Below are 17,117 nucleotides of genomic sequence, written 5' to 3' on the forward strand. Positions count from 1 at the left end.
CGGACACAATGCCCATGCGCCTTCGCGGCCTCTTGATCGCCCCGCTCCTGCTCGTTCCCGCAGCGGCCTCTGCGCGGGACATCGCGGCCTGCGCGGCGCTTTACCGGCAGCTCAACAACACCCGCCAGGTGATCGGCAACACCGCCGAAATGCGGCGTTACGCGCAGCAGCTCAGCCGCCAGAACAGCGTCATCCGGCAGTTGCGCATCGAGATGCGCAGCGCCGGCTGCGGCACCGGGAGCATCATCGCCCTTGGCGATGCGGACAGCGAGATCTGCCAGGAAATCCGCGATCAGCTCCAGCAGGCGGAAGCGAACCGCGACGGCATAACGGACGAGCGAAACAATGCGCGGCAATTGGTGCAGTCCTCCGACGAACGCACCGCCATTCTCGCGGCGATCCGCTCGAACAGCTGCATTCCGTCCGACGTGGAAGAGGACCAGAAGGAACGGATGAAGGTGCAGGGTATCGAACTGCCGAAGGAAGAACCCTATTCCGGCATCACCAATCTGCGCACCACGCCGCCGGAACAGCCGCAGGCAGCGGCCGTCCAGCCGAACCTGCCGGGTCCGGAGCGTCCCTATGATCCGAACAGGAAGGTGCGGATGGTCGGCCCGCAATTCCTGCCCGAGGAAAACATCGATCTCGCCCATCCGAAATCGAGCGGGCCGCAGCCGCAGCAGTGATCAGCGGTTCTCCCATTTCTCCCTGAAGATCAGCTCCTCGAGCGGCAGGCGCTGGCGCCAGCCTCTGACCGCCAGTTCCGGCTCGGCATAAAGCCGATCGACGTAACCCAGGCAGAGCCAGGCGACGATCTCGATGCGCTCGGGAATGCCGAGCAGAGCGCGCACATCCTCGTCGCGGAAGATGCTCACCCAGCCGACGCCGACGCCTTCGGCGCGCGCCGCAAGCCAGAGGTTCTGCACGGCGCAGACGGTCGAATAGACATCCATGCGCGGATTGTGCGTACGCCCCAGAACGACCGGCCCTGCCCTGTCCGGATCGCAGGTCACGCAGATCGAGAGCGGCGCCTTGCAGATGCCTTCGAGCTTCAGGCTGCGATAGAGATCGCGCCGTTCTTCGGGGAACATGTCCGCAGCCTCCTCATTGGCGCGCGAAAAGGCGGCGAAAGCCGCTTCCCGCACCGCCGGATCGCGGATCAGGACGAAGTTCCAGGGCTGCATGAAGCCGACCGACGGCGCCGCATGGGCGGCGGCAAGCAGCCGCATCACGAGGTCGTCCGGCAACGGCTCGGGCAGGAACTGGTCGCGCACGTCGCGGCGCGTCCCGATCGCCCTGTAGACGGCCGCCCGCTCGGCTTCGGAAAATTCGCCGGCAGTAACGAGGCCGGGTTCGAAAAGATCAGGTCGCATCGTTTTCCCCAACAATGCAGCACCCCATGCCTGCGGCACAAGGAGAGCTTCGAAACCTGCCGCCGTCCGCGCGGATCGGTCTATCCCGTCAGGCCGGTCTTCTGACTTGGCTTCATTCGCCTGCGCCGCTGCCTTCCCGGAAAATTCCAGTGGCGTAGATCTCGCGGCCAAGCGTCGGCCTCACAGCGTCGGGCACGTTCCGGCATCTCACCGGATTCCCGATTCTCCCGCAGAAGCGGGCACCTGACGAAAGCTTTATGCCCGGAAGACCACAGCCGTTCAAGCCGCCGATGCGACGGGGAAATACCGCACATAGGCGAATTCATCGCCGTCCGGCGCCCAATTGGGCGAGTTCATCGTGCCCTGCCCGCCGAAAAGATCGAACAGCGTCTCGACATTGCCGCCGTCCATATCCATCAGCCGGACCCTGACATTCCGGTCGCGCGGGTGGTCGAAGACATCGGCGTCGTAGGAGACGAAGACGATCTTGTCACCCCTTGGTGATGGATGCGGAAACCAGTCGCCGTAATTGCTGTTTGTGATCCGCTCGGCCGGACCACCCTCGGCCGGCACGCGCCAGATCTGCATCAGGCCGGTGCGGCTGGAGTTGAAATAGATCCACTTTCCATCCGGCGAATAGTCCGGACCGTCATTGCGGCCTTCGCCGAAGGTGAGCCGCGTCTCCTCGCCGCCTTCGATACCGATCGTATAGATGTCAAAGACCTGGTCCCGGATGCAGCAATAGGCGAATGTCTTCCCGTCCGGCGACCAGCCGTGCCAGTAGGACGGCAGGTTCTTCGTCACCAATCTCGGCACGCCGCCTTCCGCCGACAGAACGTAGATCGCCGACTTGCCGAATTCCACCTTGTCCGAGACGGCAATCAGGGCGCCGTCCGGCGAGATGCCGTGGTCGTTGTTGCACTGCCGGGCAAAGCCCGTGTCCACCAGCTCGGGCTCGCCGTCGCCATCCGGTGACAGGCGGTAGATCGATCCCTCGCTGTTCAGCATCAGATAGCGTCCGTCCGGCGACCAGTTCGGCGCCTCGAACAGTTCTTCCGTCTGCCAGACCACGCGGTTCCGGCGGGTACGGATGTCGAAGACCTCGACCGAGCTGCGCAGCGCCATGGCCGGCTCCCCTACCGGTCCCTGAACCGGTTGGTGATCGGATAGCGCCGGTCGCGGCCGAAATTCTTCTTGGTGATCTTCACGCCCGGCGCCGATTGCCGCCGCTTGTATTCGGCGAGATAAAGCAGGTGCTCGATGCGGTGCACGGTCGCGGCGTCGTGGCCTCGGGCGACGATCTCCTCCGTGCCCATTTCCATCTCGACGAGGCATTCGAGAATGTCGTCCAGCGCCGGATAGGGCGGCAGGGAATCCTGGTCCGTCTGGTTGGGCCTCAGTTCCGCCGACGGTGCCTTGGAAAGGATGTTCTTCGGGATCACCTCGCCCGTCGGCCCGAGCGCGGTCGGCGGCAGGTGCCGATTGCGCCAGGCGGAGAGCGCATAGACCTGCATCTTGTAGAGATCCTTGATCGGATTGAAGCCGCCGTTCATGTCGCCGTAAAGGGTCGCGTAGCCCACCGACATTTCCGACTTGTTGCCGGTCGTCACCACCATCGAGCCGAACTTGTTGGAGATCGCCATGAGAATGGTGCCGCGGGCGCGGCTCTGCAGGTTCTCCTCGGTAATACCCTCGTCCGTCCCTTCGAAGAGTTCCGACAGCGCCGACAAGAAACCGTCGACGGGCTCGGCGATCGGCACGATGTCGTAACGGCAGCCGAGCGCTTTGGCACAGTCGGCCGCGTCCTTCAGCGAATCCTCGGACGTGTAACGATAAGGCAGCATGACGGTGCGCACCCGCTCCTCGCCGAGCGCGTCGACGGCGATCGCCGCGCAAAGCGCGGAGTCGATGCCGCCGGAGAGGCCGAGCACGACCGACTTGAAACCGTTCTTGTTGACGTAGTCGCGGAAGCCGAGCAGGCAGGCGCGGTAGTCCGCCTCCTCCTTCTCCGGAATGCGCGCCATCGGCCCGCGCGTGCAGCGCCACGTGTCGCCGGCCCTCTTCCATTCCGTGACCGTGATCGCCGGCTCGAACTGGCTCATCTGGAAGGCAAGCGTCCTGTCCGCATTGAAGGCGAAGCTCGCGCCGTCGAAGACCAGTTCGTCCTGGCCGCCGAGCTGGGCGGCATAGATCATCGGCAGTCCGGTCTCGATGACCTGTTTCAGCACCACCTGATGGCGGATATCGACCTTGCCGCGGTAATAGGGCGAACCGTTCGGCACGAGCAGGATTTCGGCCCCGCTTTCGGAGAGCGTCTCGCAGACGCCGAGCTCGCCCCAGATATCCTCGCAGATCGGAATGCCGATCCTCACGCCGCGGAAATTGACCGGTCCCGGCATCTCACCCGCGACGAAGACGCGCTTCTCGTCGAACTCGCCATAGTTCGGCAGGTCGATCTTGTCGCGGATGGCGATCACCTTGCCGCCGTCGAGGACCGCAACCGAGTTGTGCCGCCCCTCCTTGCCCTGGCGGGGAAAACCGACGATGACGCCCGGCCCGCCATCGGCGGTATCGGCGGCAAGCTGCTCCGCCGCCTTGAGGCAGGCAGCCAGAAAGGCCGGCTTCAGGACGAGATCTTCGGGCGGATAGCCGGAGAGAAAAAGCTCCGTGAAGAGAACGAGGTCGGCCCCCTCCCGCGCGGCATCCCGGCGCGCCTCACGCGCGAGGGCCAGATTGCCGGCGACATCGCCGACGGTCGGGTTGAGCTGAGCGACAGCAATGCGAAGGGTCTGGCTGATGTCCTGGGTCATGAGATGGATTTAGCGTTCCCTGTGAAAGGCCGCAACGTGTTCCAGGAGTTTTTTGCGAGCCGCCGCCGTGATCCGCGAAGCTACGCTGACTGCGCCGGCGCCGTCTTCGAGGGAAGAGAACTTGGTTCCCCCGATTTCGCGCCCCTCGTCCTGCCCCTGCCATCTCCGTCAATCGGGAGATACGCAGCCTTAAATTACGTTTCAATTTTCTAATGCAATTTATGATGAAGCGTTAATCGGCCATTAGCACCTGTCGATTATTATATTCTAAAATACTTATTTAGCGGGAGAGAATAAACATGAACCGTCTCCTATCGCTGATGAAATGCCGGTCGGGAGGGTCGGCGGTTGAGTTTGCCATCGTGGCGCCCATCCTCTTCCTCACGCTCTTCAGCCTGATCGGCTACGGCATCTACCTGAGCGCCGCCCACGCGGTGCAGCAGATCGCCGCCGACGCCGCCCGCACGGCCGTGGCCGGGCTGAACCCGGCCGAACGCGAACAGCTCGTGCGGAACTATTTCACCATGTCGACCATGAATCATGCCCTGCTGGACATGAGGAACTTCACCCTTCAGGTGCGGGACGACCCGCAGAACCCCAATCAATTCACCGTCTCCGTCGATTACGACGCCAGCGAGCTGCCGATCTTCAGCCTCTACAGCTACGCCATGCCGGACCCGCATATCCGGCGCTTCTCGACGATGCGGATCGGAGGTATCTGACATGCGCAGGTTCGTTCAAGCTCTTCGTCGCGACACATCGGGCAATGTGGCCATATCGGCGGCCCTCACGCTGCCGCTCGTCATCGGCGCCCTGGCGCTCGGCGTGGATTACGGCTACCTGACCCTGCAGCAGCGACAGCTCCAGAGTTCCGCCGACCTTGCCGCCATTGCCGCGACCGGGCAGTTGAACGACCCCGAAAAGGCGGCGCTCGATTATTTCACGCTCAACAACCAGAATTTTGCCGTGCGGACGGATACCGGGCTGCTGACGGCCCAGGGAAAAATTCCATTCGACCCCGAACACCTCTTCGAGAGTTACGACGCCTATGCCGAGCTGACGAAAGGCCGCTATGTGGCCGATCCGTCGCGTCCGGTGGAGACCCGTTTCGAGGCCGGCGCAACGCCTTACGATGCCGTCCGCGTGACCATGCACCAGAAGAGCCGGATCTTCTTCGCAAACAGCTTCGCCGAAGCCCCCCTGCTTGCGGCCACCGGCACGGCTTCTGCCGACAAGCTCGCCGCCTTCTCGGTCGGCTCGCGTCTTGCCAGCCTCAACGAAGGCATCGTCAACGCGCTGCTCGGCCAGCTTCTCGGCACGACCGTCTCGCTGAAAGTCATGGACTATCAGGCGTTGATCGATGCCGACGTCAACCTCCTTCACGTTCTCGACGGACTGGCGATCGATCTCGGGCTCACCGCCGGCACCTATTCCGAGGTGCTCAAGACCGAGATCACCTACGGGCAGTTTCTGCAGGCGCTCGGCAAGGCGACCGGTCTCACGCCGTCCGTCCGCGCCATCCTCAACACACTCGAAAAGACGGTCAACCGCACGCAGGTCAAGCTCAGGCTGGAAGAAATCCTGGCGCTGGGACCATTGTCCGAAAGGCTGGTCGGACAGGGTGACGGTCTCGCCGTGAAGGCGGCCCTGATGGACGTCATTACGGCGGCTGCGGTGGCCGGCAACGGCGGCAAGCAGATCGGCGTCGACCTCAATGTCAGCATTCCCGGCCTCAGCAAGGTGACGCTCACAATCGCCATCGGCGAGCCGCCGGTCGGCACGCCGCCGAACGCCGTGGGAGGCCCCGGCACCATCGTCCGCACCGCGCAGACGCGGCTTGCCCTCAACGTCGTCGTCGATGGCCTTGCTGCAATCGCCGGACTGAAGGTGGAAGTGCCGCTCTATCTCGAGGTCGCGCATGCCGAGGCACGGCTTGCCGATATCCGCTGCTATGGCGGCACTCACGGCAATGGCAGCGTCGACGTCGAGGTCGTGCCGGGCGTCGCGGCGATCGGGCTCGGCAACGTCAATCAGGCCGCGTTCGAAAACTTCGGCACCACGCCGCGCGTCACCAAGGCGAATATCCTCTCCACGGTGCTGCTCAGCATCACGGGAAAGGCCGACATCAACGCCGGCAATCTCACCAAGAAGACGCTGACCTTCTCGGCCAACGACATCACCTCCGGCAAGGTCATGAACGTCTCCACCAGGGACACTCTGACGAGCCTCGTCACCTCGCTTCTGAAACGGCTGGAACTGGAGATCAAGCTCGGGCCGCTGGCGATCGGCACGCCGACGCTCATCCAGGCCGCGCTCGCCGATACATTGGCGACGCTCACGAAGCCTCTCGATACCCTGGTCTACAATCTGCTCCTGACGCTCGGCGTGCGCATCGGCGAAGCCGATGTCCGGGTGACGGGCCTCAGTTGCCGCAATCCCGTTCTCGTCCAGTAAGTTCAGCCCCGGACGAGAAAATGAAGAAGGCCGGCGCTCCCCCTCGCCGGCCTTCTTTCATTTGCAACTGTCGAGAACCGCGCCGAACGGCTCAGCCGTTGGCGACCATCCGCTTCTCGTCGCGGCCGCTCTTCATCCGCTCGGCGAGCAGGAAAGCGAGTTCCAGCGCCTGGTCGGCGTTGAGACGGGGATCGCAATGGGTGTGATAACGGTCGTGCAGGTCCTCGGCGCTGACGGCGCGGGCGCCGCCGGTGCACTCGGTCACATCCTTGCCGGTCATCTCCACATGGATGCCGCCCGGATGGGTGCCTTCGGCGCGGTGGATCTGGAAGAAGCTTTCGACTTCCGAGAGAATCCGCTCGAACGGACGGGTCTTGTAGCTGTTCAGCGTGATCGTGTTGCCGTGCATCGGATCGCAAGACCAGACGACTTGCCTGCCTTCACGCTCGACGGCGCGGATGAGCTTCGGCAGGCAGTCGGCGACCTTGTCGTAGCCGAAACGGCAGATCAGCGTCAGGCGGCCGGCCTCGTTGGTCGGGTTCAGGGCATCGATCAGCTCGATCAGGTTGTCCGCCTGCAGCGAGGGGCCGCATTTCAGGCCGATCGGGTTCTTGATGCCGCGGAAATACTCCACATGCGCATGGTCGAGCTGGCGGGTGCGGTCGCCGATCCAGATCATGTGGCCGGAGGTCGCGTACCAATCGCCGGAGGTGGAGTCGACACGGGTCAGCGCCTCCTCGTAGCCGAGCAGCAGCGCCTCGTGGCTGGTGAAGAAATCGGTCTCGCGCAGGCTCGGATTGTTTTCCGAGGTGATGCCGATCGCCTGCATGAAATTCATCGTCTCGCCGATGCGGTCGGCGAGCTTGCGGTAGCGCTCGCCCTGCGGGCTATCCTTCACGAAGCCGAGCATCCACTTGTGAACGTTTTCGAGATTGGCGTAGCCGCCCATCGCGAAGGCGCGCAGCAGGTTCAGCGTCGCGGCCGACTGGCGGTAGGCATCGAGCTGCCGTTCCGGATTGGGCGTGCGCGCTTCCTCGGTGAAATCCGTGCCGTTGACGATGTCGCCTCGATAGGTGAGCAGCGTCTTGCCGTCCTGCGTCTCGTGGGAGTTGCTGCGCGGCTTGGCGAACTGGCCGGCGATGCGGCCGACCTTGACCACCGGCAGTTGGGCGCCATAGGTCAGCACGACGGCCATCTGCAGGAACGAGCGGAAGAAGTCACGGATATTGTCGGCGCCATGTTCCGCGAAGCTCTCGGCGCAGTCGCCGCCCTGGAGCAGGAAGGCGTTGCCTTCCGCGACATTGGCGAGCTGTTTCTTCAGGCGGCGTGCCTCGCCGGCAAAGACGAGCGGCGGAAAGGTCGCGAGCTGGGCTTCCGTCGCTGCCAGCGCGGCCTGGTCCGGATAGTCCGGGACCTGCTGGATCGGTTTGTTCCGCCAACTGCTCGGGGTCCAATTCTGTGCCATTTCACTCACCTGCTCTCGCCGCGGCGATCGCCCCTTTGGCGACTGTCTGCCGGGCATCCGTCCTCAAAATTGAGGCGGCTTATAAACCTTAACACGAGCCTTGCATAGCCGCATTGTCCGACAAAGACGCCGCGGGTTTCGTGCCTGATTTGCGGTGAGCCAAGCCCGGTTGCGGATGCTTCAGACGCGCTCGCCGTTCCTGACGCGGTAGCTCGGATTGTACATGGTGACGAGCTCCTCCGCCGCCGTCGGATGGACGGCCATGGTGCGGTCGAAATCGTCCTTGGTGACGCCGGCCTTCAGGGAAATGCCGAGAAGCTGCGCCATCTCGCCCGCGTCGTGGCCGAGAACATGGGCGCCGAGTACCTTCCGGCTTGCGGCATCGACGATGAGCTTCATGATCATCTTCTCCGCGCGACCCGACAGCGTCGCCTTCATCGGCCGGAATTCGGCGCGGTAGATTTCGAGCTCCTGATAGCGCTTGGCCGCCTCTTCTTCCGAAAGGCCGACGGTGCCGATCTCCGGCTGCGAGAAGACGGCGGTCGGGATAAGCTGGTGGTCCGGGGCGGTCGGGTTGTCCCTGAAGGCGGTTTCGATGAAGCACATGGCCTCATGGATCGCCACCGGCGTCAATTGTACCCGGTCGGTGACGTCGCCGAGCGCATAGATATGCGGCACGCTGGTGCGGGAATATTCGTCGACGACGATCGCACCGCGCTCGTTCACCTCGACGCCCGCCGCCTCCAGGCCCAGTCCGTTCGTGTTCGGATCCCGGCCGAGCGCCAGCATGATCGTGTCGACGGCGATCGTCTCCCCGCAAAGGGTACGGGCGACAAGCCCGCCGGCCGGCGCCTTCGTCACCTCCTCGATCACGTCGGTCAGGACGATCCGGATGCCCTTTTCCACCATCGCCTTGTGCAGGCCTTGGCGCATGTCCTGATCGAACCGCGAGAGGATTTCCTTGCCGCGATAGATGAGCGTCGTATCGACGCCGAGGCCGTGGAAGATATTGGCGAATTCGACCGCGATATAGCCGCCGCCGGCGATCAGGATCGAGCGCGGCAATTCCGGCAGGTCGAAGGCCTCGTTGGAGGAGATGCAGAGCTCGTGGCCGGGCAGCGCCGCATGCGGATTGGGCGATCCGCCGGTTGCGATGACGATCTTCTCGGCCGTCACCGTCTTGCCGGTCTTCGTCAGCCGGATCGTATGGGCATCGACCAGCTCCGCACGGGTTTCGAGGATTTCCGCACCGTTGTTCTCCAGTCCGCGGCGGTAGAGGCCTTCGAGGCGGGCGATCTCCTTGTCCTTGGCGGCGATCAGCTTCTTCCAGTCGAAGGTGCTTTCCCCGACCTGCCAGCCATAACCCACGGCATCCTCGAAATGCTCGGCATATTGCGAGGCATAGACGAACAGCTTCTTCGGGACGCAGCCGCGGATCACGCAGGTGCCGCCGAACCGGTATTCCTCGGCGATCGCGACGCGCTTGCCGAGCGAGGCGGCGACGCGGCCCGCCCTCACCCCGCCCGATCCGCCGCCAATCACAAAGAGATCGTAGTCATAGGCGGCCATCAAAATTCTCCTTCGGACGAGGCAGCGGGATCGCCTTCATATAGTGTTCCGATGCGAAAAAGGGAAAGCCCGGAGCGATCCGGGCTTTCACAAAATTCGCTGGGGCCGGTATCCGGTCAGGGCTTCGGCGCCGGGGTCGGAGCAGGCTTGGCGGGTGCGGCTGCAGCCGGGGCTTCTGCCGAACCGGTATCGACCACCGGAGCCTGGATCGGCGTCGCGTCGATCACGCCGCGCAGCTTCTCGGTGCTCTGGTTGGTGAGGTCGCGGGAAATGCCGTTCGCCCAGATCTCGGCCGCCTTCACCAGCTCGCGGCTGACGAGCGGCTGGTTGGTGAGCAGCTTCTTGCCGGTATCGGTGTTGAAGAAGGTGGAGATCGCCTTCAATTCGTCGACCGAGAAGCTCTTGGCGTAGATGGTCGCGGCTTCCTTCTCGAGGTCGGCGCGGCGCGAGGCAAGCGCCAGCGCCTGCTCGTCGACCACGCTGGAGATCTGCTCCTGGAAGTTCGGAGAGGCCTGGATGAACTGCGCCTTCAGGCGTTCCGCAAGGTTGGGCAGGATGTTGTCGTAACGATCGGTGACGTTCAGCGCAGCAATCGCTTCCCGCGCGGCGGCAAGCTGGGCGTCCGAGACTTCCTGAGCGCGAGCCGATACCGTGAAGGCGCCGGAGAAGAGGATGGCCAGGGCGGCGGCACGGCCGAGAACCGCGAATCTGATCATGAGTTGTTGCTCCTAATTTTACTTCTTCTCGAGCGTCCGCGCTCCAGCCTCGCCGGCAATGATCGCAAAGGACGCCATGTGGATGAACAGCCCGTGTTCGACGACACCGGGAATGGAATTCAGCTCCCGCGAGAGAGCCTCTGCATCAGGAATGCGGCCAAAAGATGCGTCGAAAATGTGGTGGCCGCCATCCGTGGTGAAGACATCGTCACCGGATTTGCGCAGCTTCAGCTCGCCGCTCAACCCCAGCCTTGCCGCAACTTTCTCTATCGCGATCCGCGTCGCCGTCTGGCCGAAGGGATTGACCTCGATCGGCAGCGGAAAGGCTCCGAGCATCGCGACAAGCTTGCTTTCGTCGGCGATCACGATCATGCGGCTCGACGCGGCCGCGACGATCTTCTCCCTCAGCAGCGCGCCGCCACCGCCCTTGATGAGGGTCAGGTCGGCATCGACCTCGTCGGCGCCGTCGATCGTCAGATCGAGTTCGGGAAGCTCCTCGAGCGACTTCAGCGGAATGCCGAGTTCGACGCAGAGCCTTGCGGTACGCTCGGACGTCGGCACGCCCTCGACCCGCAAGCCCTCGTGAACCTTTTCGGCCAGCAGCCTTACGAATTCCTCCGCCGTCGAACCGGTGCCGATGCCGAGCCTCATGCCGTCTTCGACATATGCCAATGCGGCCTCGGCCGCCTTGACCTTCATTTCCCGGGCGTCCATCCGCCAAAAGCTCCCCGCTGTTTCGCCGAACCGCTGTTTACACGCCTCCTCCGGCAAACGAAAGTCCCCCGGTCGGTTTTGGAGCGGGGTTTTGAGCCGGGTTTTGCCGGGAGCGCGAATCTTGCATATTTGCATTTCACGGCAGCATTGCTTAATCGGGGAGATATCCCGACAGACCTTCGCGAGGTTTCATTGACCGCTCCCCTCGTCATTTTCGATCTCGACGGCACTCTGATCGATACCGCACCCGACCTGATCGACAGCCTCAATCACACGATCGAGGCCGCAAGCCTCGCCCCCGTCACCTTCGATGACCTCACCCATCTCGTCGGCCAGGGCGTGCGCGTCATGATCCGCCGCGCCTTCGAGCTGAGGAAGACGCCGCTCGACGAGCCGACGGCCGAGCGCCTGTTCGGCCGCTTCATGGAGCACTACGAGGCGCATATGCCGGGCAAGAGCCGCCCCTACACGGGCGTCGTCGAATGCCTCGATGGCCTGTCGTCTGCCGGCATGCGGTTCGCCATCTGCACCAACAAGGCCGAGCAGCTCGCCTTCCCGCTGATCGAAAAGCTCGGCCTTTCGGATCGTTTCGCGGCGATCACCTGCGGCGATACGTTTTCGGTCCGCAAGCCTGATGCGCGCCACATATTCGGGACGATCGAACGGGCGGGTGGCGATCCCGCCGCAAGCGTCATGGTCGGCGACAGCGTCAACGACATTCTCGCCGCCCGCAATGCCGGCATTCCTTCGATCGCCGTCAGCTTCGGCTATTCGGACGTCCCCGTGGACAAGCTCGATCCGGATCACGTCATCGGCGGCTATGGCGAACTGACGGCGGATCTGGTGGAAAAGCTGATGTCCCGTGAAGCCAGGCTCGCAGCCGCGGCCAAATAGGAAGGCGGCCCGCGGCCGCCTTCTGCCTCAATCGAAAATCCGGACTCAGCTATGGGCGGCGCGGACCTTGGTGGTCGCGTCGAAAGCCTTCATCATCGCCGCGTCGCGGCCATAGACGTCGTCGAAATACTCCACCTTGCCGTCCTTGTTCGGCCAGGCGGTGAAATAGGAGACGTAGACGGGAATCTTCGCCGTCACCCGGGCGGCGACGTTCTTGCCCGCAGCGATCCGCGCATTGACGTCCTCGACGGTCGTGCCGAGCACGGCGGCCGCCATCTTGCGCGGCTCGGCAAGCCGGACGCAGCCATGGCTCAGCGCCCGCATGTCACGCTGGAAGAAGCTCTTCGAGGGCGTGTCGTGCATATAGATCGCATGGCTGTTCGGGAAGAGGATCTTCAGGTCGCCCAGCGCATTGTCGCTCGAAGGCGGCTGGCGCACCGCGATGTTCTGCGTCGAGCCGTACCAGTTGACGCTGCTGGACGAGACGGCGCGGCCGTTGACCGAGACCTCGTAACCCAGCCGGTCGAGATAGCTCGGGTCCCGGCGCAGATGCGGCAGCATCTCGTTGATGATGATCGACTGCGGCACGCCCCAATAGGGATTGAATTCGACGGTTTCGATCTCATCCTGGAAGAAATAGGTCTGGTTCGACTTGGAGCCGACGACCACCCGCATGGAGAACTGCTCGGCGCCGTGATCATGGTAATAGACCATGAAGGCCGGCTGGTTGATGAAGACGTAGCGGCTTCCGAGATCGTCGGGCAGCCAGCGCGCCTGCTCCATGGCGACGACCAGCTTGGCGATCTTGTCCTGCGACGTATGGCCGACCATCTTACGGACGGTGGCCGCACCGATCACGCCGTCCGGCTTCAATCCGGCTTCCGCCTGGAAGGATTTCACCACCTCGACGAGTTCCGGCGTGTATTCCGGCGTCTGCTGGTAGGCGGCGAGCGTTGCCGCATGCTTGGTCTTCAGCTCTTCCGAGCCGGCCCTCTCGATCGCCGCGATGACATTGGCCATGTCGGGGCTGCTTCTGCCGGGCTTCAGCAGGAGGTCGCCCGGCAGGGAGATGCCCGGACCGTCGCCCTCAGCCTCGGCACGCAGCTTGGCGAGCTCTGCCTTCAGCGCCTGGAAATGCGCGCTTTGCGGCGCAAGGCCCTCCAGATAGGCTGCGGCATCCGCTCCGTTCTTCGCGAAGGGCAGGACCAGCGAGAGCTTCACGTCCTTGCGCTTGAAATCGTGATAGCCGGAAACCCTGTTCGGATCGATGCGGCCGCGCAGCATGTCCTGAGCGAACGTCAGCACCTTTTCCGACAGTGCCAGCTCGAACTGCATCAGCTCCCGGTCGTGGGAATCCGCGGGAGATGCCGAAACGGTCGTCGCGGCGAGATCGACCTGCGCATCGGCATCGACCTCGGCGGCCGTGTCGGCAGGCAGAGCGACGCTTGCCGTCGTCAGCGACGGAACGGGCAGCAGGTAATCGGCCGGATCGAGGCCGTATTCGCCGGCGCGCTCGAAGAGGGCCAGGACACCCTTCGCCTTTTCGTTCACGTCGCCTTCGGAAATCCAGAGCGGCGCGGCCGTCTTGCCGTAGAAGGCTTCGAGGGCAGCCGCGATCTCCGCCGGCGCGGAAATCTTGGCCGCGGCGAGGAACCGTGCGCCGTCGGTTGCGGCGGCCGCGGCGAAGCCGGCGGTCTTCACCAGACGCTCGGCATCCGGCTTATAGGTGTAGTAGCGTGGTCCGGAGACCTTCGGCAGCGGTTCCGGATCGGCGAGCGCCCGCTCGCTCGGCATGCCCCTGCGGCCCGTGTCGACGCCCGGCAGGCGATTGTCCGCCTGCCGCGCCCTGTCGGCGCCTGGCCCGCCGCGCAGGAGGTCCATCAGGGTTATCGCATGGGCGGGAGCGGCCGCTCCGGTGAAGATGGAAACTCCCGACACGAACGCCAGTGCGATCGAAGTTTTCTTGTGTTTGTGCTGCAATGTCGTCCCCGTCACCTGCATCCGCGACTTGTCCGCGGGCCCGAATATCATCACGCCATCTAACCGATCGCGTAAGGGATGGAAAGAAACGCACGAGCATCCCGACCGGCTCGCGCCCTGCCGGGAAAGAGCGCCGGTGCGCGGGCAGAAGGTTAAGAAAATATTCGTTAAATTTTTACTGACGCCGGGCGGCTGCGGCAACAAGCGAGAAAGGAAAATGCTGCACAATTCCGCGTCCCGTGTCATAAAAGGCACGCCGGAAACGTCCCAAAAAGCCTGCTTTCCCGTCTTGCGGACGCATGCCAATCGTATAGTAATGCCGCCGCCGGCGTCCCGGCGCGGTAACGCGTTGTTGAAGACCCGAGGCCGGCAGGCGACCACGAGAAAGCAGAGGCAGCGAAGATGGCATCGACCCGCACCGAAACCGATACGTTTGGCCCGATCGAAGTGGCAGGCGACCGTTATTGGGGGGCTCAGGCGCAGCGCTCGCTCGGCAACTTCAAGATCGGTTGGGAGAAGCAGCCGCTCGCCGTCGTCCGTGCGCTGGGCATCGTCAAGCAGGCGGCGGCCCGCGCCAACATGGCGCTCGGCGGTCTCGATCCCGCGCTCGGCAAGGCGATCGTGGAAGCGGCCCAGGAAGTCATCGACGGCAAGCTCAACGAGCATTTCCCGCTCGTCGTCTGGCAGACCGGCTCCGGCACGCAGTCGAATATGAACGCCAACGAGGTGATCTCCAACCGCGCGATCGAAATGCTTGGCGGCGTGATGGGCTCCAAGAAGCCCGTCCACCCGAACGACCACGTCAACATGAGCCAGTCGTCGAACGACACCTATCCGACGGCCATGCACATCGCCTGCGTCGAGCAGATCGTCCACCACCTCGTCCCGTCGCTGAAGCACCTGCATGAGGCGCTCGAAGCGAAGGTCAAGGCGTTCGCCCACATCATCAAGATCGGCCGCACCCATACGCAGGATGCCACGCCGCTGACCCTCGGTCAGGAATTCTCCGGCTATGCCGCGCAGGTCGCCTCGGCGATCGCCAATATCGAGCTGACGCTCCCCGCTCTCAGCAAGCTCGCCCAGGGCGGCACGGCCGTCGGCACGGGCCTCAACGCTCCGGTCGGCTTCGCGGAAAAGGTGGCCGAGGAAATCTCGAAGATCACCGGCCTGCCCTTCGTGACGGCACCGAACAAGTTCGAAGCGCTCGCCTCGCACGACTCGATGGTCTTCGCGCATGGCGCGATCAACGCGGCAGCCGCGGCCCTCTTCAAGATCGCCAACGACATCCGCTTCCTCGGTTCCGGCCCGCGCGCCGGCCTCGGCGAACTGTCGCTGCCGGAAAACGAGCCCGGCTCGTCGATCATGCCGGGCAAGGTCAATCCGACCCAGTCGGAGGCGCTCACCCAGGTCTGCGCCCATATCTTCGGCAACCATGCGGCCCTCACCTTCGCAGGCAGCCAGGGCCATTTCGAGCTCAACGTCTACAATCCGATGATGGCCTACAACTTCCTGCAGTCGGTCCAGCTCCTCGGCGACGCCGCCGTCTCCTTCACCGACAACTGCGTCGTCGGCATCGAAGCCCGCGAGGACAATATCAAGCGCGGCGTCGAGAACTCGCTGATGCTGGTCACCGCGCTCAACGGCAGGCTCGGCTACGACATCTGCGCCAAGATCGCCAAGACCGCCCACAAGAACGGCACGACGCTGCGCGAAGAAGCGGTCGGCGGCGGATACCTGACGAACGAGGAATTCGACCAGTATGTCCGGCCGGAAAACATGATCGGTCCAAAATAACGGACCTGACCGGCGTATCGAACGAAAGAAGCCCCGCGTCTCGACGGACTGCGGGGCTTTTACATCCGCTCGATGTTTAACGTTTTGTAGGTGAGACGGCTTTCGTGCGGCGTCCCGCAAGCTTTTCCTTTCAAAACGGATTTGGTTAACGCCTGATGGCGAAATAAATTAAGAACAAGCTCTTCAGAGCGGACCCTTAATTCTTTTCCAATATTTTTCATATATTAAATCTGGTCATTACAGACGGGCGGAATCAGTGGGGATCGTCGATGACGACGGCAACGGCGCCGAAGGCGCAATCTGGCGATCTGATCGGTCAGATCATCTATGCGGTGCGATCGATGGGCGTTGCGCCCATCCCCCGCAACTATCAACTGTTCTATGAGGCCTATATCGGCTCGAACCCCGACCTGACCCGGGAGCTTGCAGCGCTCGGCAGCCGAGCAACGCAGGAAGATCTCGACCTTCTCTCGCATCGCTATCTCGGAACCGGGCAGGTGGAGGTCGTCGAGAACGCGCACACCAAACTTCTCGGGGAGCTCGATTCCCTTCTGAAGCTCCTGCGTCAGGAGCAGAACTCGCTGGAAAGCTACAGCAGGCTGCTTGGAGAGACCGCGCAGCGGATCAATTCCAAGACCAATTTCTCGACCGAACTCCTGAGCAATGCCATCTCGCTGCTCAACGAAGCGACCGGCACCACGATCGCGCATGGGGAAAAGACGGTCGGCGGTGTCGCTGAGCGGTCGCAGGAAATGGACCAGGTCCGCAAGGAACTCGACGAATACAAGCGCATCGCCAATACGGATTCGCTGACCCGCATCGCCAATCGCCGCGCCTTCGACGAACGTCTCGCATCGATCTACAACAATTCCGCCGTCCTGCCCGTCGTGGCGCTCGTGCTCGCGGACATCGACAACTTCAAGAAGATCAACGACAGCTTCGGGCATCCGGTCGGAGACAAGATCCTCGCGAGCGTCGCCTCCGTGATCCGTTCCAACGTCCGCAAGGACGTCTTCGTCGCCCGTTCCGGCGGCGAGGAGTTCGCCATGATCGTCGAAGGCAATACGCCCGAAGAGGTCATGATCCTCTGCGAGCGGGTTCGCCGCGCGCTGGAGACCCGCACCTTCCGCAATTCCCGCTCGGGCGTCGATTACGGCCCGGTCACCCTCTCCCTCGGCTTCGCCATGGGATCGCAGGCAGGCGATCCCGGCGAGCTCTATGCCGATGCCGATACCGCGCTCTATCATGCCAAGAACGGCGGCCGGAACCGCAGCGTCCTCTTCGAGGAAGGCATGAAGAAGGATTATGTCGGCAAGAACTGGCTGATCTACAGGACGTAGATTTCAGG

14 protein-coding genes and 1 riboswitch are annotated in these 17,117 nt (G+C 63.4%); of the genes, 6 read left to right on the forward strand and 8 right to left on the reverse strand.

Going from position 1 to position 17,117, the window contains the following annotated elements; genetic code table 11:
• Window positions 1-8 precede the first annotated feature (8 nt).
• Window positions 9-686: a hypothetical protein gene (locus tag QTA58_RS21310; RefSeq protein ID WP_289670707.1), complete on the forward strand. Its 678-nt coding sequence runs from the start codon at window positions 9-11 to the stop codon at window positions 684-686.
• Here the strand turns inward: QTA58_RS21310 and bluB are convergent, their stop codons facing one another.
• The 3 genes from bluB to QTA58_RS21325 form a co-directional block, all read right to left on the reverse strand.
• The gene (gene bluB / locus QTA58_RS21315) at window positions 687-1,373 is read right to left on the reverse strand and encodes a 5,6-dimethylbenzimidazole synthase (protein WP_289670709.1); all 687 of its coding nucleotides are present in this window, start codon (window positions 1,371-1,373) and stop codon (window positions 687-689) included.
• 73 nt (window positions 1,374-1,446) lie between these two features.
• Window positions 1,447-1,635, reverse strand: a riboswitch (cobalamin riboswitch).
• 17 nt (window positions 1,636-1,652) lie between these two features.
• A complete protein-coding gene (locus tag QTA58_RS21320) occupies window positions 1,653-2,492 on the reverse strand; it encodes a TolB family protein (RefSeq protein ID WP_289673260.1) in 840 nt (279 codons plus the stop codon).
• 17 nt (window positions 2,493-2,509) lie between these two features.
• Window positions 2,510-4,183 carry an NAD+ synthase gene (locus QTA58_RS21325; protein ID WP_289670710.1) on the reverse strand — a complete coding sequence of 558 codons (1,674 nt, stop codon included), beginning with the start codon at window positions 4,181-4,183 and terminating at the stop codon, window positions 2,510-2,512.
• Window positions 4,184-4,482: 299 nt separating this feature from the next.
• Here QTA58_RS21325 and QTA58_RS21330 point away from each other — a divergent pair, with 299 nt between their 5' ends.
• Together QTA58_RS21330 and QTA58_RS21335 are read left to right on the forward strand one after the other, a co-directional pair.
• The gene (locus QTA58_RS21330) at window positions 4,483-4,905 is read left to right on the forward strand and encodes a TadE/TadG family type IV pilus assembly protein (RefSeq protein ID WP_289670711.1); all 423 of its coding nucleotides are present in this window, start codon (window positions 4,483-4,485) and stop codon (window positions 4,903-4,905) included.
• 1 nt (window position 4,906) lies between these two features.
• A complete protein-coding gene (locus tag QTA58_RS21335) occupies window positions 4,907-6,637 on the forward strand; it encodes a pilus assembly protein TadG-related protein (RefSeq protein ID WP_289670712.1) in 1,731 nt (576 codons plus the stop codon).
• A gap of 91 nt (window positions 6,638-6,728) precedes the next feature.
• On the opposite strand, the gene QTA58_RS21340 is transcribed toward QTA58_RS21335, so the two are convergent.
• The 4 genes from QTA58_RS21340 to rpiA form a co-directional block, all read right to left on the reverse strand.
• Complete coding sequence (locus QTA58_RS21340) at window positions 6,729-8,102, reverse strand: 3-deoxy-7-phosphoheptulonate synthase class II (RefSeq protein ID WP_289670713.1); 1,374 nt, start codon at window positions 8,100-8,102, stop codon at window positions 6,729-6,731.
• A 180-nt stretch (window positions 8,103-8,282) separates the two neighbouring features.
• Entirely contained in the window at window positions 8,283-9,671 is a 1,389-nt protein-coding gene (gor, locus tag QTA58_RS21345; protein WP_085424321.1) for a glutathione-disulfide reductase, read from the reverse strand.
• Between the two features lie 116 nt (window positions 9,672-9,787).
• Window positions 9,788-10,387: a DUF2059 domain-containing protein gene (locus tag QTA58_RS21350; protein WP_085424320.1), complete on the reverse strand. Its 600-nt coding sequence runs from the start codon at window positions 10,385-10,387 to the stop codon at window positions 9,788-9,790.
• Window positions 10,388-10,405: 18 nt separating this feature from the next.
• Window positions 10,406-11,101 (reverse strand): ribose-5-phosphate isomerase RpiA, encoded by a 696-nt coding sequence (rpiA, locus tag QTA58_RS21355; RefSeq protein WP_289670716.1) that lies wholly within the window; start codon window positions 11,099-11,101, stop codon window positions 10,406-10,408.
• Window positions 11,102-11,293: 192 nt separating this feature from the next.
• Between rpiA and QTA58_RS21360 the strand changes: the two genes are divergently transcribed.
• Window positions 11,294-11,995, forward strand: coding sequence for an HAD family hydrolase (locus tag QTA58_RS21360; protein ID WP_289670717.1), 702 nt, complete (start codon window positions 11,294-11,296; stop codon window positions 11,993-11,995).
• 45 nt (window positions 11,996-12,040) lie between these two features.
• Here the strand turns inward: QTA58_RS21360 and QTA58_RS21365 are convergent, their stop codons facing one another.
• On the reverse strand, window positions 12,041-13,996 hold the full coding sequence (locus QTA58_RS21365) for a murein L,D-transpeptidase (RefSeq protein ID WP_289673262.1): 1,956 nt from the start codon (window positions 13,994-13,996) through the stop codon (window positions 12,041-12,043).
• Window positions 13,997-14,377: 381 nt separating this feature from the next.
• Here QTA58_RS21365 and fumC point away from each other — a divergent pair, with 381 nt between their 5' ends.
• Window positions 14,378-15,769: a class II fumarate hydratase gene (gene fumC / locus QTA58_RS21370; protein ID WP_289670719.1), complete on the forward strand. Its 1,392-nt coding sequence runs from the start codon at window positions 14,378-14,380 to the stop codon at window positions 15,767-15,769.
• 269 nt (window positions 15,770-16,038) lie between these two features.
• On the forward strand, window positions 16,039-17,109 hold the full coding sequence (locus QTA58_RS21375) for a GGDEF domain-containing protein (RefSeq protein WP_289670720.1): 1,071 nt from the start codon (window positions 16,039-16,041) through the stop codon (window positions 17,107-17,109).
• Window positions 17,110-17,117: the final 8 nt, after the last annotated feature.

The organism is Neorhizobium sp. CSC1952, from assembly GCF_030378245.1.
Classification (GTDB): Bacteria; Pseudomonadota; Alphaproteobacteria; order Rhizobiales; family Rhizobiaceae; genus Neorhizobium; species Neorhizobium oryzae_A.

Excerpts from the sequence above, each read along its gene's own strand:
- QTA58_RS21340 (WP_289670713.1), bottom strand. The coding sequence starts at position 8,102 with ATGGCACAGAATTGGACCCCGAGCAGTTGGCGGAACAAACCGATCCAG.
- QTA58_RS21375 (WP_289670720.1), top strand. The coding sequence starts at position 16,039 with ATGACGACGGCAACGGCGCCGAAGGCGCAATCTGGCGATCTGATCGGT.
- rpiA (WP_289670716.1), bottom strand. The coding sequence starts at position 11,101 with ATGGACGCCCGGGAAATGAAGGTCAAGGCGGCCGAGGCCGCATTGGCA.
- QTA58_RS21335 (WP_289670712.1), top strand. The coding sequence starts at position 4,907 with ATGCGCAGGTTCGTTCAAGCTCTTCGTCGCGACACATCGGGCAATGTG.
- QTA58_RS21350 (WP_085424320.1), bottom strand. The coding sequence starts at position 10,387 with ATGATCAGATTCGCGGTTCTCGGCCGTGCCGCCGCCCTGGCCATCCTC.
- fumC (WP_289670719.1), top strand. The coding sequence starts at position 14,378 with ATGGCATCGACCCGCACCGAAACCGATACGTTTGGCCCGATCGAAGTG.
- QTA58_RS21365 (WP_289673262.1), bottom strand. The coding sequence starts at position 13,996 with ATGCAGGTGACGGGGACGACATTGCAGCACAAACACAAGAAAACTTCG.
- QTA58_RS21310 (WP_289670707.1), top strand. The coding sequence starts at position 9 with ATGCCCATGCGCCTTCGCGGCCTCTTGATCGCCCCGCTCCTGCTCGTT.
- QTA58_RS21325 (WP_289670710.1), bottom strand. The coding sequence starts at position 4,183 with ATGACCCAGGACATCAGCCAGACCCTTCGCATTGCTGTCGCTCAGCTC.
- bluB (WP_289670709.1), bottom strand. The coding sequence starts at position 1,373 with ATGCGACCTGATCTTTTCGAACCCGGCCTCGTTACTGCCGGCGAATTT.
- QTA58_RS21330 (WP_289670711.1), top strand. The coding sequence starts at position 4,483 with ATGAACCGTCTCCTATCGCTGATGAAATGCCGGTCGGGAGGGTCGGCG.
- gor (WP_085424321.1), bottom strand. The coding sequence starts at position 9,671 with ATGGCCGCCTATGACTACGATCTCTTTGTGATTGGCGGCGGATCGGGC.